Source organism: Microbacterium luteum, from assembly GCF_015277875.1.
Classification (GTDB): Bacteria; Actinomycetota; Actinomycetes; order Actinomycetales; family Microbacteriaceae; genus Microbacterium; species Microbacterium luteum.
The window spans coordinates 259,390-272,708 of sequence record NZ_CP063814.1 but is presented as its reverse complement, the minus strand read 5'-3'; the positions used below and the strand labels follow the sequence as shown (position 1 = coordinate 272,708).

The following is a 13,319-nucleotide window of genomic DNA, read 5'->3' as shown; positions in this document are numbered from 1 at the left end:
ACATGCGTTGGCGGGGACAGGAACTCGGAGTGGCCGACACGGCGGCACTGCCGGGTCTGGAGCACCTCGACGGACTCGTGCAGTCCGTCACGACACCCGAGTTCTCGGGCGTCACGTTCCACGAGGTCATGGCGAAGTCCGCGCTGAACCACGTTCCGGGCGGCTCGTCGATGCCCTTCGACTGGACCGTCAACCCGTACCGGGGCTGCAGTCATGCCTGCTCGTACTGCTTCGCCCGCGGAACCCATGAGTATCTCGACCTCGACGCCGGACGCGACTTCGACACCCAGGTGGTCGTCAAGGTGAACGTCGCCGAGGTGCTCCGCCGCGAGCTCGCCCGCGGCAACTGGCACCACGACCCGGTGATGCTGGGCACCAACACCGATCCGTATCAGCGAGCCGAGGGCCGCTACCGCCTCATGCCGGGCATCGTGTCCGCCCTCGCCGATTCCGGCACCCCGTTCTCGATCCTCACCAAGGGCACGATGCTGCGGCGCGACCTGCCGATGCTCGCGGAAGCTTCTCGTGAGGTGAGAGTGACCCTCGCCATGTCGATCGCCGTGTTCGACGACCATCTCCAGAAGGCGGTGGAGCCGGGAACGCCCACGACCGCTGCCCGACTCGACACCGTGCGCGCCGCGACCGACGCGGGATTCGATGTGACCGTCTTCCTGATGCCGATCCTGCCGCACCTCACCGACTCCATCGCCGCGCTCGACGACGCGCTGCGGCGCATCAAAGAGGCCGGGGCCGCTCGCGTCGTCTACGGCGCCCTGCATCTGCGTCCGGGCGCGAAGGCGTGGTTCATGTCCTGGCTCGAGCGCGACCACCCGGAGCTGGTGTCATCGTACCTGGGGCTCTATCCGGGGGTGTCCGCGTACGCGCCCAAGGGCTATCGCTCATGGCTCGCCAAGCGCGTGCAGCCGCTGCTGCGCGCACACGGGCTGAACGGCACGGTCGAAGACGACCGGCCGGATCGACGGATGCCGGTGCCCGGCCTGGCCGCATCGCCTCCCCCGATCGTCGTCACCTCACGGGGGCGCGTGGCCGCGCGCCGCACGGCCCCCGACGCCCCCGCGATGCTCTTCTGACGCGGGCGACCCGCCCGCGGGGTCGCCCGCGTCGCGGATCAGCTGGCGACGTCGGCGGCCTGACGGCCCGAGATCTCCTCGAGAAGGTCGTCGTCGGGACGCACGTCCTCGAACGGCGCCTCGATCTCGGCACGGTCGAGCAGCTCCGTCATCCGACGGCGACGCTGGCGGGTCACGAGCGTGACCACCCTGCCCTCGCGGCCGGCACGGCCGGTGCGGCCCGAGCGGTGCAGGTACGTCTTGTACTCGTCGGGTGCGTCGGCCTGCACGACGAGGTCGATGTCGTCGACGTGGATGCCGCGCGCGGCAACGTCGGTCGCCACCAGCACCTTCACGCGACCCGAGGTGAGCTTCTCGAGGTTCCGCGTGCGCTTGGACTGGTTGAGGTCGCCGTGCAGTGCGAGCGCGGCGATGCCCGCGTCTTCGAACTGCTCGGCGAGCATCTCGGTGTAGGCGCGCGTGCGCGCGAACACCAGCGTCTTGCCCTCGCGGTCGACGAGGGAGCGCAGGATCTCGGCCTTGTCGCGGTGGTCGACGACCAGCACGCGGTGGTCGATCGTGCCCGAGTCCTGGTCTTCGCCCGCGACCTCGTAGACGGCGGGCTCCACCAGGAACTCGTCGACCAGCGCGGCGACCTCGCGGTCGAGCGTGGCGCTGAACAGGAGCTTCTGGCTGTCGCCCGCCGTCAGACGCAGGATGCGCTGCACCGGCTCCAGGAATCCCAGCTCGCACATGTGATCGGCCTCGTCGAGGACCGCGATCTGCACCTGGGACAGGTCGAGCTTGCCCTGGCGCTCGAGATCCTCGATGCGGCCCGGGGTGCCGATGACGATGTCGACACCCTTCTTCAGCGCACCGACCTGACGCGCCTGCGGGACGCCGCCGTAGATCTGCGTGGTGAACAGGCCCACGCTCCGCGCGAGCGTCTGCACCGTGCGGTCGATCTGCAGCGCGAGTTCGCGCGTCGGAGCCATGATGAGGGCCTTCGGCGCGCGACCGAATTCACGCCGGGTGCCCGCCTGCGAGCGCAGCACCGACTCCACGAGCGGAGCGCCGAAGGCGATCGTCTTGCCCGAACCGGTGCGGCCGCGCGCGAGCACGTCGCGACCCTCGAGGATCGGGGCAACCGTGGCGGCCTGGATGGGGAAGGGCTTCTCGGCGCCGAGTTCGGTCAGTCGCGTGACGATGTTCTGGCCGAGACCGAGATCGGCGAACGTCGCGTCGGCGATGTTGTCGGCCTGGATCGCTTCGGCCTGCAGCCGCTCGTGCACGACGTCGACATGAGCATCGCGCGCCGCGTCGCGCGACGGTGCTCCCTCCCGGCGCGGGCGGTCGTACCCCCGGTCGTCCCGACGCGGACGGTCGTCCCGACGCGGACGCTCGAAGGCGCGGGCGTCACGGTCGTCCCGACGCGGACGCTCGAAGGCGCGGTCGTCCCGACGCGAGCGCTCATCACGGTCGCTCTGACGCGGACGGTCGTACCGCCGGTCATCCTGGCGCGGACGGTCGTACCCCCCGGCGCGATCATCACGGCGGGTGCGATCGCCGCGATTCCCACCGGCGCGGTCGTCGCGGCGCGGACGATCGGAGCGGTCGCCCTGCTGTCGACGGTCGTGCCCGCCGGAGCGGTCATCGCGGCGCGAACGGTCGTACCCACCGGCACGCTCGTCACGGCCGTATCCGCCCGCACGCTCGTCACGGCGCGGACGCTCGTCACGGCGCTCGTAGCCGCCGGCGCGGTCGTCGCGGTTCCGTCGGTCGTAGCCACCGGCACGGTCGTCACGGCGCGGGCGGTCCTCGCGGTACCCACCGGCACGGTCGTCACGGCGCGGGCGATCCTCACGCGAGGGTCGATCATTCCCGGCACGGCTGCGTATGCCGCGGGCTTCATCTCGGGCGACCCTCTCCTGAGCGGTCCAACGACGCTTGGGGGTCGAGCCCTCCTCCGCCGCGCGGTAGCCGCGGTGACCGGGGCTCCGGCTGCCCGTCGTGCCCGAAGAGGACTCGCCGGGACGACGCTTGCGGTCCTGGTAGGAGGTCTTCGCTCCGTATCGGGGTTCGAAGTTCTTCGCGGGGCGTCCGCCCTGCGGTTTCTTGTTCTTGGGCATGGTGATGCCTTTCGCCAGTGATCGCACGAGAAACAGCTTCCGCTCATGACGGATCACCCGGTCAACCGGGGCCATTTCGATGATGGTCATGCACGCCGGGTCGGCGCCCATCATCGGCCCCAAGGACTTCACACACCGCCCGCGAACAGATCATCGCAGTGTCCAGAGCCGACCGACCAACACTACCGGGAGATACCTGGGAGCCACCAGGACACGAATTCATAACATGGAATTAGCGCAAGACGTACATTTCCGCGCAGGCATTTCAATAATGTTGTCTCATGACCTCTGCCGCCCTCGCCGCCTTCGACGCGCCGGAACGACTCAAACCCGTCTCACCGACGCTCGCCGAAACGATGACGTCTCGGGCGCGCCTTCACTCTGCTCACCGTTTCGGGAGCATGGCGATGGCAGTTCTCGCGATCGGTGTCGTGACGGCGATCCTCACCACCAAGGAAACCACCTGGTGGACGCTGCACTTCTCGCAGCTGGGTACGGTCGGCGATTTCTCCGCGCGCACCTTCAACACCACCGTGATCGTCTCGGGCTCACTCCTCGCCGTCTACGGTGTCGTGATCGGTATGACCCTGCCCGCCACCACCGGCCGCCACACGCGCCGCGGACTGCGCGGGTCGCTCATCACCGCCGGCCTGGCGATGACGGTCGTGGGTCTCATCCCGATTCCGGTCAGCGTGGTCATGCACGACCTCGCCGCCTCCACCCTCGGCCTGTCCTTCCTCTCCCTCGTCGCGTGGAGCCTCGGCCTGCCCGGTCTGCCTCGCGTGTTCCGCCGCTTCACGCTCGTGTTCGTGATCGTGCTGGCCACCGGCATCGTCGTGCTCACCGCCGGCTTCATCACGCTCGCGCTCTTCGAGTTCACCGCCTTCTCGGTCGTCGGATGCTGGCTCGTCTCACTCCCGCGCGTCCTGCGCACGCAGGCCGAACTGTCTGACGCCGTCGCTACGGAACACGTCGACGTCGAGGCGAAGCGGGAGACCGCCGCCGTGTCCGAGGTGCCCGCCACCCGCGTCGTGCAGCCGCGCCGTCGTCACCGTCTCGCTCGCGCCGTGCGCCCCGCCCGCCGCAGCCCGATCACCGCGCGCACGACGGAGTCGGAACGCAGCCGGCTCACCGACCCCGTCGGCGTCACCCGCCCCGCCGTCCGTGCTCCGCGCGCCGGCCGCATCGCCCTGCGGATCCCGACGACCGGACCGACCGCCCACCGCCGCCCGACCGCGACCGAGCACGCGGCACGAGTCACGATCCCGCTTCGTCGCACCATCCGGATGCGTGACGACGACGCGTTCACCCTGGCGGCGTGATCGCCCACCGTTCCTCGTGGTGATCGAACCGCGGTCGCGGTCATCGATCCCGCCGTCGCGGTGAGCGATCAGCCCTCAGTCGCGGCGGTCGCCGTCGGCTGACTCCTCGCCGCCCTCATCGCCCGCGCCCGCCGAGGGCTCGAGCTCGTCCTCCGATTCGGCCGCCTCGGCCTGATCGTCACCGGAGTCGTCCGCTGCGGCCTCGGGAGCGGGCGCATCGGAGGGCACCTCGACATCGGGCGCCTGCTCGACGGGCGGCACGTCGTCGGACGTCTCCGCCGGCACGGCCGGAGCCGCATCATCGGGCGCGTCCGCGAACGTCGGGTCGGCCGCGTCAGCCGCGGCCGCCGGGGCCGGCGCGTCGGCCGGCGTCTCGACATCGGGCGCCTCTTCGATCATCGGCACATCCACCTCGGCGACCTCCGACGCGGTCGCGGCCACAGCGTGACGCTCGCGACGCTCGCGACGCGTCTCGAAGATGCCGTCGGCCGCGCCGACGCCGGCGCCCACGAGAGCGGGTTCGGCATCGCGGTCGGCGGCATCCGTCGAACCGGCCTTCGCCGCGCGACGGGCCAGGCGCCGCTCCTTCGCGCCTTCGACGAGGTTGTAGAGGGTCGGGAGCACGAGCAGGGTGAGCACCGTCGACGAGACGAGACCGCCGATCACGACGATCGCGAGCGGCTGCGAGATGAAGCCGCCGTGTCCGGTGATGCCGAGCGCCATCGGCGTGAGCGCGAAGATGGTCGCCAGCGCCGTCATGAGGATGGGGCGCAGGCGTCGCGCGCCGCCCGCGACGGTGGCGTCGTGCGCCGACAATCCCTTCTCGCGGTACTGATTCACCAGGTCGACGAGCACGATCGCGTTGGTGACGACGATTCCGATGAGCATCAGCACGCCGATCAGCGAAGAGACGCCCAGCGGCACGCCGGTGGCGATCTGCAGCAGGATCGCGCCGGTGGCCGAGAACGGCACGGACACCAGCAGCAGCAGCGGCTGCCGCAGCGACTTGAAGGTCGCGACCATGACGATGTAGACGATCAGGATCGCCGCGAGCAGTGCGAGACCGAGCTGCGCGAAGGCGTCGGTCTGCTGGGTGACGACGCCACCGAGCTCGGCGTCGGCGCCCTGCGGGAGCTCGAGGTCGTCCAGCGCGGTGGTCACGGTGGCCGTCGCCGCCGTGAGGTCGTCCGTCGACGGTGTGACCGTGACGGTCGCCGTGCGCTGACCGCGCTCGGTGGTGATCGAGGTCGGGCCCTCGGTCTGCTCGACCGACGCGATCTCCTCGAGAGCGATCGGCCCGGTCGCGGTCGGAACCTGCAGGTCGCGCAGCTCCTCGAGGGTCGCGGGCGGGTCGGGGGCATCGAGGTAGACGGTGACCGCGGTGTCATCGATCTCGATCGAGCCGATCGACTGCGGCTGCATGGTGTTGGACACCAGGGCGCCCACGGCGACCTCCGACAGACCGCTCTCTGCGGCCGCATCCCGATCGACCACCACGGCGATGTAGGGCAGCGAAGCCGACAGGTTGCTGGCCACCTGGCTGATGCCGTCGAGATCGGTGGTCGCGGCGACGACGTCGTCGGTCGCCTCCTGCAGCGTCGCGGTATCGGGGGCGGTGACGTCGATCTCGATGTCGCTCGAGCCGAACCCGCCGCCGCCGGCAGCGGACACGACGATGTCGCCGGCATCCGTGAGGTCTCCGACAACCTCGGTGACCTCTTCGCGGAGAGCCACCTGGTCGGCGTCCTCGTCGGTGGTGACCGAGTAGGTGATTCCTGCACCGCCGCCGGAGAACGCGTCGTTCAGCGACGATCCGGTCGTGCCGATCGAGACCTGCACGGTGTCGATGCCGTCGATGTCGGCGAGGGCGTCCTCGACCTGCTCGGCGGCGGCCGCCTCGGCCTCGAGGCTGGGGGCCGCACCGATCGTCTGGCTGATCGTGAAGGTGTTCTGGCCCGAGTCCCCGAGGAAGTTCGTCTTCATGAACGGGGCGGCCGCGACCGTTCCTCCCAGCACGAGCGCCGCGAGGGTCAGCGTCACCCACGAGTGGCGCAACGTCCAGCGCAGGACCGGCAGGTAGCCCTTCTGCAGGCGGGTCGGCGGAGCCGCAGGATCTTCGGGATCGATCGCCCGGCCCTGCTCGTCGAGCACCGGCTTGCCGGGCTTGAGGAACCAGTACGCCAGCACCGGCACGATCGTGAGGGCGACCAGGAGCGAGGCCAGCATGGCGATCGTGACCGTCAGCGCGAAGGGGCGGAACAGCTCCCCGGTGATGTCGCCGACGAACGCGATCGGCAGGAACACCGCGACCGTGGTGATCGTCGACGACGTGATCGCCGTCGCGACCTCGCGCACGGCCAGCAGGATCGACGATTTCTTGTCGGCGTCGCCGACGTAATGCCGCTTGATGTTCTCGATGACGACGATCGAGTCGTCCACGACGCGCCCGATCGAGATGGTGAGGGCACCGAGGGTGAGGATGTTCAGCGAGTAGCCGAAGGTCTGGATGCCGATGAAGGTGATGAGCACGCTCGTCGGGATCGAGATCGCGGTGACGAGTGTCGAGCGCACCGACAGCAGGAAGACCAGGATGACGAGCACCGCGAAGACGAGGCCCAGCATCCCCTCCACGGCGAGGGTCTCGATGGACTGCTCGATGTACGGCGCCTGATCGAACACGACGGTGAACTCCGCTCCGCCGAGGGCGTCCTCGAATCCGCCGAGGAGGGCCGTCACCCCCTGCGACACCTCAACCGTGTTCGCGGCGGGGAGCTTGGTGACGGCGATCGTGAGGGCGGGTTCGCCGTCGACCCGGGAGATGCTCGTCTGCGGGTCCTCGGTGAGCTGCACCTCGGCGACATCGCCGATGGTGACCAGCCCCGCCTGCGCCTGTTCCGCGTCGCCGGGCACGAGGGGCAGCTGCCCGACTTCGTCGACGCTGGTGATCTTCACGCCGGTCTGGACCGTGAGGGTCTCCCCGTCCTCGGTGATCTCGCCACCCGGGAAGAGCACACCGTTCTGATCGAGGGCATCGGTGATCGCCTGCTGCGTGTAGCCCGCCGCAGCCAGTTCGGCGTCATCCGGAGTGATGGTGATGCGCTGACCGATCGCACCGACGACCTCGGCGGAATCGACCCCGTCCACGTCTTCGATGTCGGGGATGACGCTGGACTCGAGCTGCGCCTGGACGGTCTCGGCGTCGTCGTAGCCGGTGACGGCGAGCTGGATGACCGGGAAGTCGTCGATGCTCGCGGAGATGACGTTCGGCTCGACCCCGTCGGGCAGCTGCGACGAGATGCGGTTGATCGCCTGCGTCATCTTCTGCTCGGCCGTGGCGAGATCGGTGTCGTAGTCGAAGGATGCCTGCACGATCGACGCGTTCGTGGTGCTGGTCGCCGTGCTCGACTCCAGCCCGGGGACGCCCTGGATCGCCGACTCGATCGGCGTGGAGACGTCGGTGTTGACCACCTCGGGCGAGGCACCCGGGTAGGTGGAGACGACGATGAGGGCGGGGAACTCGATCGAGGGGATCAGTTCCTGCTTGAGGCTGTTGAGCGCGATGCCGCCGAAGATGGCGGCGACGATGGTGATCAAGGCGATCAGCGCGCGGTTCTTGAGGCTCAGGACGGCGAGATTCGACACGTGTGACCTTCGAGAGGGGGCTGCGGTGCGGGCGACGATACTCGGATGTATCCGGTTCAGTATTTCACGGGCCGCACCCGTGATCCCCGGGGGTTATCCCCCGAAGCAGAACCTCACATCACCACGGCGCCGAGACCGATTCCGACCGCGGCGGCGGCCACGCACACCACCGCCGTGCCGGCGACGTTGAGCCAGGCGCGCCGCGCCTCGCCATCGCCGAACAGCAGCGCGGTGTCGACCGAGACGGTGCTGAAGGTGGTGAAGCCCCCGAGCAGCCCCGTCCCGAGGATCGTGGCCACGTCGCCCGGGAACACCTGGCCGGCGAGTGCGGTGACAAGACCGAGGACGAACGACCCGACGGCGTTGACGACGAAGATGCCGAGCGGGAATCTCGCGGGCGCGCGCGCCGTGACGAGCACATCCACGAGGTAGCGGAGGCCCGCGCCGGCCCCTCCGGTCGCGGCGACGATCAGGAACAGTCCGACGCTCATGCGGCGTTCCCCTGACGCGAGCGCCATCGGCGTGTGATCGCCACCCCGGCCATCGCGGCGACCAGGCCGAGCGTGACGGCGCCGGCCACCAGCAGCATCCCCCACAGTGGCGCGACCGCGAGGGTCTGCGCCCCGGCCACCGCGAAGGCACTGTACGTCGTGAACCCGCCGAGCGCGCCGGTGCCCGCGAAGGCCCGCCACAGCGGATGGCGGTCGCCGAGCGCGGCGACAGCGACGCCGAGGAGGAACGATCCGGCCACGTTCACCGCGACGGTTGCCACGACGAGCGGCGTCGTGGCCTGCCCGGCGAACGGGAGCAACGCCAGCTCCCGCAACGCCACGCCGAGGATTCCTCCCGCGACGACCGCGCCGAGCATGCGCGGGCGCACGAGCGGGGATCGGGTCACGCGCCCACGATAGTCCGGACCGTCAGCCGAGGATGAGCTTGCGGATCGCCGACTCGGGCCGCACCGACAGGTCGAGCAGGTCACCTCGGGCGTACCGGCGGAAGACCCGCGGATCGATGTACGAGGCGCGGGCGACGGCCGGGGTGTTCCCGAGCGCCTCGGAGGTGGCACGCACGGCGAGCGTTTCGGCGCGCTTGCGCTCACGCTCGGTGTCCACCGCTCCCATGCGGGCAAGGGCCTCGGCGGCGAGGATGGTGCCGCGGAGCGTTCGGAAGTCCTTCGCCGTGAACAGCCCGCCGGTGAGCGCCCGCACGTGCGCATTGACGTCGGTCGGACTGAGCGGGGCGCGTCGGCGACCCTTCCGGTAGGAGAGCAGGTGCGAACGCGCGCGACCGGCCGCGAGGTCGGCGATCACCGGCGCGAGGTCGGCGTCGTCGATCTGGATGTGCGCGCGCTGACCGCTCTTGGCCGGGAAGGACAGCGTGACCACCGTGCCGTCGACCTCGGCGTCGCGCCGCTGCAGGGTCGTCAGCCCTCGGCTGCCGTGGCGTTCGAGGTAGCGGGCGGAGCCGATGCGCGGGGCTCCCTCGTCGAGCAGCTTGAACGCCGCTCCGAGCACCTTCTCCCGATCGAGCGCGTCGCGTCGCAAGGCGGTCGTCGCCTGCCGTCGCGCGTGCGGAAGCGCGCCGGCCAGATCCAGCGCGCGGGCGAACTTGCGGCTGTCACGCCGCTCGCGCCACTTCGGGTGGTAGATGTACTGCCGTCGGCCGGCGTCATCGATGCCCACCGCCTGGATGTGCCCGCAGTCCTCGGTGCATACCCAGACCTCTTCCCACGCCGGCGGGATCACCAGCTGTTCGACGCGCCGACGATCCTCTGCCCCGATGTCGTCTCCGCTCGGGTCGACGTAGCGGAATCCGTTGCGCGAGCGCACGCGGGTGATCCCCGGGTCATCGGTCGGATGAACCCGGACCAGTCGCACCATCGACGGTCAGTGGTTGCGGAGCAGGGAGATCAGCTCCGCCTTGCGCTTGTCGGAGTAGCCGCTCAGTCCCAGTTCCTTGGCGCGCTTCTTCAGGTCGTCGACGGTCCAGTCCTCGTAGCTGCCCGACTCGCCGCCGCGACGGCCGACGGTGCTCTTGCCCTCGTTCGCCGCGGCGTTGGAGATGCGCGCGGCCTTCTCCTTCGACGCACCGTCTTTGCGCAGCTCTTCGTACATATCGGGGTTCTTCAGGTTCGACCCGCGTCCTTCGGGCATGACGACCTCCTCCGTTCGAATATCGAGACGCTACTGCCGAGCGCGTGGCTGTGAAGCGGGGTTGACACGAGGGCGAGCCGCGGACACGACAGCTCGCGACGCCGTCGCATGGGCCTACCACCGGATTTCTGACGCCGTCAACCCCCTGGGGCCGGCGCCGTTCCGGTGCCACTGTCGTCATTGTGCCCACGAGGCATCCGGCCGCCGCACCCCGCGCGCAGTCGACCACTGAAGAGGAGCCCTTCATGAACCTCGCACTGATCATCATCATCGTCGTCGCGATCGTGCTCGCGATCGTCGGCGGTCTGGGTGAAGCCCTCAGCTGGCTGCTGTGGGTGGCGCTGATCGTCGGCATCATCGCGCTCATCGCTCTGCTGTTCCGGGTGATCAGCGGAAGTCGGCGCCCCTGACTTCCGTCTCATGACACGGATGCCGCGGCCCCTCGGGGTCGCGGCATCCGTCGTTTCCGACCGCTAAGCGTGCGCACCGGGCAGGTGCGCGTCGGCGTAAGCGCGCAGCGCGTCGCGCACGAACTCAGCGCCTTCGGTGCCGCCGGCTGCCGTCGCGTAGTTCGCGCCGAAACGCGGGTCCGCGACGTACATGTCGGCGAGGCCGAGGACGTATCCCCTCACGTCGCCGCCCGGGTCGGCTGCCGGCGTGCCGGGGACGCTCCGCAGCCACGCGACGTGCCGGGCAGCGAGCGCCTGCGCCTCGTCCGAGCCGGGTGCGACGCCGCTCTCTGCGACGGCGACCCAGTCGCGCGCCAGCTGCGCGGTGCGCTCCTGCCACGTCGCCTTCTCGGCGGCATCCATTCCGCTCCACCAGGCATCGCTTCGCGCGTACGCGTCGCTGCCCCAGCGCTGCTCGACCTCGTCGCGGTGACGCGTGTGGTCGAAGCCGTCGAACATCTTCTCCGCCATGATCTGTTCACCTCCTTCCAGGGATGCGATGGTCGCCTCCACCGAGGCGATCTGCTGCGACGTGCGCTCCTGCTCGCGTCGCAGCCAGTCCAGGTGCACCCGCAGCGCCTCCACGGGGTCCGTGCGTCGTTCCAACACCTCGGCGATCCGGGACAGGCCGACTCCGAGCTCGCGGAGCAGCAGGATGCGCTGCAGACGCACGAGCGCGGCATCGTCGTAGTGCCGGTAGCCGTTGGAGCCGACGCGCGACGGCGCCAGCAATCCGATGTCGTCGTAGTGACGCAGGGTGCGGCTCGTCGTGCCGGTCAGGCGCGCGACCTCGTGAATCGACCATTCCATGCCCGTCCTTTCCACGCCACCGACGCTATGCGTTGACGCAACGTCAATGTCAACCCCGGCCCCGCCCAACCCGCCCGCCCACTCGCGGCCCGTTCACTCGCCCCTCCGCCCGCGCATCCGGCGATAAACGCGTTCGGGCGCGAGAAACACCGCAACGCGTGGTGTCTCGCGCCCGAAGGTGTGTCTCGGCGCGCAGAGCTCTTCCACATCGCGATATATCGTGTTATGTTCGATTCACGATACATCGCGAGTATGGGGCTCGCGAGAAGGAGACGGACATGGCTCTGGAGAAGTGGATCATCCACCCGGGTGAGACGCGCGTCATCGACATCGAAGACGTGCGCTCCCTCAAGATCGGCATGGTCGGCGGGCAGATCGACGTCATCGCCCACGACGAACCCGGCGCGCGCATCGAGGTGCACGGCGTCACCGTCAAAGACCTGCGCATCGAGGCGAACGACGATGCGGTCGAGATCGACCACCCGCAGTTGCGCTGGGACAACTTCCTCGAGGTGTTCCGCAACTTCGGCGCGGGCGGCCCGAAGGCCGAGATCAGCGTCGTGGTGCCGCGCGCCGTCGCGGTGAACCTCGGCGTCGTCAACGCGAGCGCCCTGGTCTCAGGCGTCCATGGCGACACCCGCCTGAACACCGTCTCCGGCGACATCATCGGCGACGGCCTCGAGGGCGACATCGCCGTCAACGCCGTCTCGGGCGACGTGCAGATCCGCGAACTGGTGGGGACACTCGGCGCGAACAGCGTCTCGGGCGACATCGCCGCGACCGGAGAGATCCGCAAGACGTCGATCGATACGGTCTCGGGCGCGATGGTCGTCGACTCGACCGGTCCCACGCACACCATCGGACTCAACACCGTGAGCGGCAACGCGACCGTGCGCCTGGATCGGTCGCTGCCGGTGAACGTGGTCGCGCGCAGCGTGAGCGGACGCGTGCAGGTCGACGGCGTCGTCCGCTCCGGCTCGGGGCCGACCAACTACTCGGGGTCCACCGGCGAGCTCAGCGGCATGTTCGCCGACATCCGCACCAATTCCGTCTCCGGCGACCTCACGATCCTGCGCCGAGACGGGGCCACCGACGCCGGCGCCGCAACGGCCGATTCCGACGCGGAAGGAGCCTGGTGATGCCCCCCGTCTTCTCGCACGGCGACCTGCGCCTCTACCTGCTGAACCTGCTCGACGACGGTCCGCGCCACGGCTACGACATCATCCAGGCGCTCTCGGACCGCACCGGCGGCACCTACACGCCCAGTGCCGGAACGATCTATCCGCGGTTGGCCAAGCTCGAGGAGGAGGGGATGGTCACGAAGTCCGTCGACGGCCGCAAGACGATCTACGAGATCACCGAGAGCGGCCGCGCCGAGGTGGCGGCTCGACGCGATGACCTCGCGGGCATCGAGGCGGGCCTTGCCGACTCGGTGCGCCTCATCGCGGATGAGGTGCGCGGCAGCGTGCGCGACGCGATGCGGAGCCTGCGGGCCGATCTGGCGGCCGCGACCGCCGAGCAGCGCGCCGAAACCACCGCGCCTTCGGAGGACGCTCGCACTCGCAGCCGCGAGCAGCTCCAGCGGGCGGATGCCGCCGTCAACGAGTTCCGCGGTCGTGTGCGCGCGGACCTGCGCACGCATGTCGCCCGCGGCGGGGAACTGAGCGCGTCACTCGTCGACGTCATCGTGGACGACCTCGACCGCATCGCGCGGGAGCTCACCCGCACTCTCGCGGACTGA

General features: G+C 69.8%; 12 protein-coding genes. 5 read left to right on the top strand and 7 right to left on the bottom strand.

Annotation, left to right across the window (positions count from 1 at the left end):
• Positions 1 to 2 precede the first annotated feature (2 nt).
• Positions 3 to 1,091, top strand: coding sequence for an Rv2578c family radical SAM protein (locus IM777_RS01330; RefSeq protein WP_194384333.1), 1,089 nt, complete (start codon positions 3 to 5; stop codon positions 1,089 to 1,091).
• Positions 1,092 to 1,129: 38 nt separating this feature from the next.
• On the opposite strand, the gene IM777_RS01325 is transcribed toward IM777_RS01330, so the two are convergent.
• Positions 1,130 to 3,199: a DEAD/DEAH box helicase gene (locus IM777_RS01325; RefSeq protein ID WP_194385394.1), complete on the bottom strand. Its 2,070-nt coding sequence runs from the start codon at positions 3,197 to 3,199 to the stop codon at positions 1,130 to 1,132.
• Between the two features lie 281 nt (positions 3,200 to 3,480).
• On the opposite strand from IM777_RS01325, the gene IM777_RS01320 reads away from it, so the two are divergent.
• Positions 3,481 to 4,521 (top strand): DUF998 domain-containing protein, encoded by a 1,041-nt coding sequence (locus IM777_RS01320; protein ID WP_194384332.1) that lies wholly within the window; start codon positions 3,481 to 3,483, stop codon positions 4,519 to 4,521.
• A 75-nt stretch (positions 4,522 to 4,596) separates the two neighbouring features.
• Here IM777_RS01320 and IM777_RS01315 read toward each other — a convergent pair whose 3' ends face one another.
• The 5 genes from IM777_RS01315 to IM777_RS01295 all read right to left on the bottom strand — a co-directional run bounded on the left by IM777_RS01315 (position 4,597) and on the right by IM777_RS01295 (position 10,319).
• Positions 4,597 to 8,163, bottom strand: a complete 3,567-nt coding sequence (locus IM777_RS01315; protein WP_194384331.1) for an efflux RND transporter permease subunit — start codon at positions 8,161 to 8,163, stop codon at positions 4,597 to 4,599.
• A 113-nt stretch (positions 8,164 to 8,276) separates the two neighbouring features.
• A complete protein-coding gene (locus IM777_RS01310; RefSeq protein WP_194384330.1) occupies positions 8,277 to 8,654 on the bottom strand; it encodes a fluoride efflux transporter FluC in 378 nt (125 codons plus the stop codon).
• The gene (locus IM777_RS01305; RefSeq protein ID WP_228480896.1) at positions 8,651 to 9,061 is read right to left on the bottom strand and encodes a fluoride efflux transporter FluC; all 411 of its coding nucleotides are present in this window, start codon (positions 9,059 to 9,061) and stop codon (positions 8,651 to 8,653) included. The genes IM777_RS01310 and IM777_RS01305 overlap by 4 nt, the downstream gene beginning before the upstream one ends.
• Before the next feature lie 22 nt (positions 9,062 to 9,083).
• Complete coding sequence (locus tag IM777_RS01300) at positions 9,084 to 10,046, bottom strand: DNA topoisomerase IB (RefSeq protein WP_194384329.1); 963 nt, start codon at positions 10,044 to 10,046, stop codon at positions 9,084 to 9,086.
• 6 nt (positions 10,047 to 10,052) lie between these two features.
• The gene (locus tag IM777_RS01295; protein WP_194384328.1) at positions 10,053 to 10,319 is read right to left on the bottom strand and encodes an SAP domain-containing protein; all 267 of its coding nucleotides are present in this window, start codon (positions 10,317 to 10,319) and stop codon (positions 10,053 to 10,055) included.
• Positions 10,320 to 10,564: 245 nt separating this feature from the next.
• On the opposite strand from IM777_RS01295, the gene IM777_RS01290 reads away from it, so the two are divergent.
• A complete protein-coding gene (locus IM777_RS01290; RefSeq protein ID WP_176759463.1) occupies positions 10,565 to 10,729 on the top strand; it encodes a hypothetical protein in 165 nt (54 codons plus the stop codon).
• 63 nt (positions 10,730 to 10,792) lie between these two features.
• Here the strand turns inward: IM777_RS01290 and IM777_RS01285 are convergent, their stop codons facing one another.
• Complete coding sequence (locus IM777_RS01285; RefSeq protein WP_194385392.1) at positions 10,793 to 11,578, bottom strand: MerR family transcriptional regulator; 786 nt, start codon at positions 11,576 to 11,578, stop codon at positions 10,793 to 10,795.
• Positions 11,579 to 11,856: 278 nt separating this feature from the next.
• On the opposite strand from IM777_RS01285, the gene IM777_RS01280 reads away from it, so the two are divergent.
• Complete coding sequence (locus IM777_RS01280; RefSeq protein WP_194384327.1) at positions 11,857 to 12,717, top strand: DUF4097 family beta strand repeat-containing protein; 861 nt, start codon at positions 11,857 to 11,859, stop codon at positions 12,715 to 12,717.
• Positions 12,717 to 13,319 carry a PadR family transcriptional regulator gene (locus IM777_RS01275; RefSeq protein ID WP_194384326.1) on the top strand — a complete coding sequence of 201 codons (603 nt, stop codon included), beginning with the start codon at positions 12,717 to 12,719 and terminating at the stop codon, positions 13,317 to 13,319. The genes IM777_RS01280 and IM777_RS01275 overlap by 1 nt, the downstream gene beginning before the upstream one ends.

Bases quoted from the DNA above. Each gene is read 5' to 3' on its own strand.
- IM777_RS01325 (WP_194385394.1), bottom strand. From the start codon at position 3,199: ATGCCCAAGAACAAGAAACCGCAGGGCGGACGCCCCGCGAAGAACTTC.
- IM777_RS01330 (WP_194384333.1), top strand. From the start codon at position 3: ATGCGTTGGCGGGGACAGGAACTCGGAGTGGCCGACACGGCGGCACTG.
- IM777_RS01290 (WP_176759463.1), top strand. From the start codon at position 10,565: ATGAACCTCGCACTGATCATCATCATCGTCGTCGCGATCGTGCTCGCG.
- IM777_RS01320 (WP_194384332.1), top strand. From the start codon at position 3,481: ATGACCTCTGCCGCCCTCGCCGCCTTCGACGCGCCGGAACGACTCAAA.
- IM777_RS01280 (WP_194384327.1), top strand. From the start codon at position 11,857: ATGGCTCTGGAGAAGTGGATCATCCACCCGGGTGAGACGCGCGTCATC.
- IM777_RS01285 (WP_194385392.1), bottom strand. From the start codon at position 11,578: ATGGAATGGTCGATTCACGAGGTCGCGCGCCTGACCGGCACGACGAGC.
- IM777_RS01275 (WP_194384326.1), top strand. From the start codon at position 12,717: ATGCCCCCCGTCTTCTCGCACGGCGACCTGCGCCTCTACCTGCTGAAC.
- IM777_RS01295 (WP_194384328.1), bottom strand. From the start codon at position 10,319: ATGCCCGAAGGACGCGGGTCGAACCTGAAGAACCCCGATATGTACGAA.
- IM777_RS01300 (WP_194384329.1), bottom strand. From the start codon at position 10,046: ATGGTGCGACTGGTCCGGGTTCATCCGACCGATGACCCGGGGATCACC.
- IM777_RS01310 (WP_194384330.1), bottom strand. From the start codon at position 8,654: ATGAGCGTCGGACTGTTCCTGATCGTCGCCGCGACCGGAGGGGCCGGC.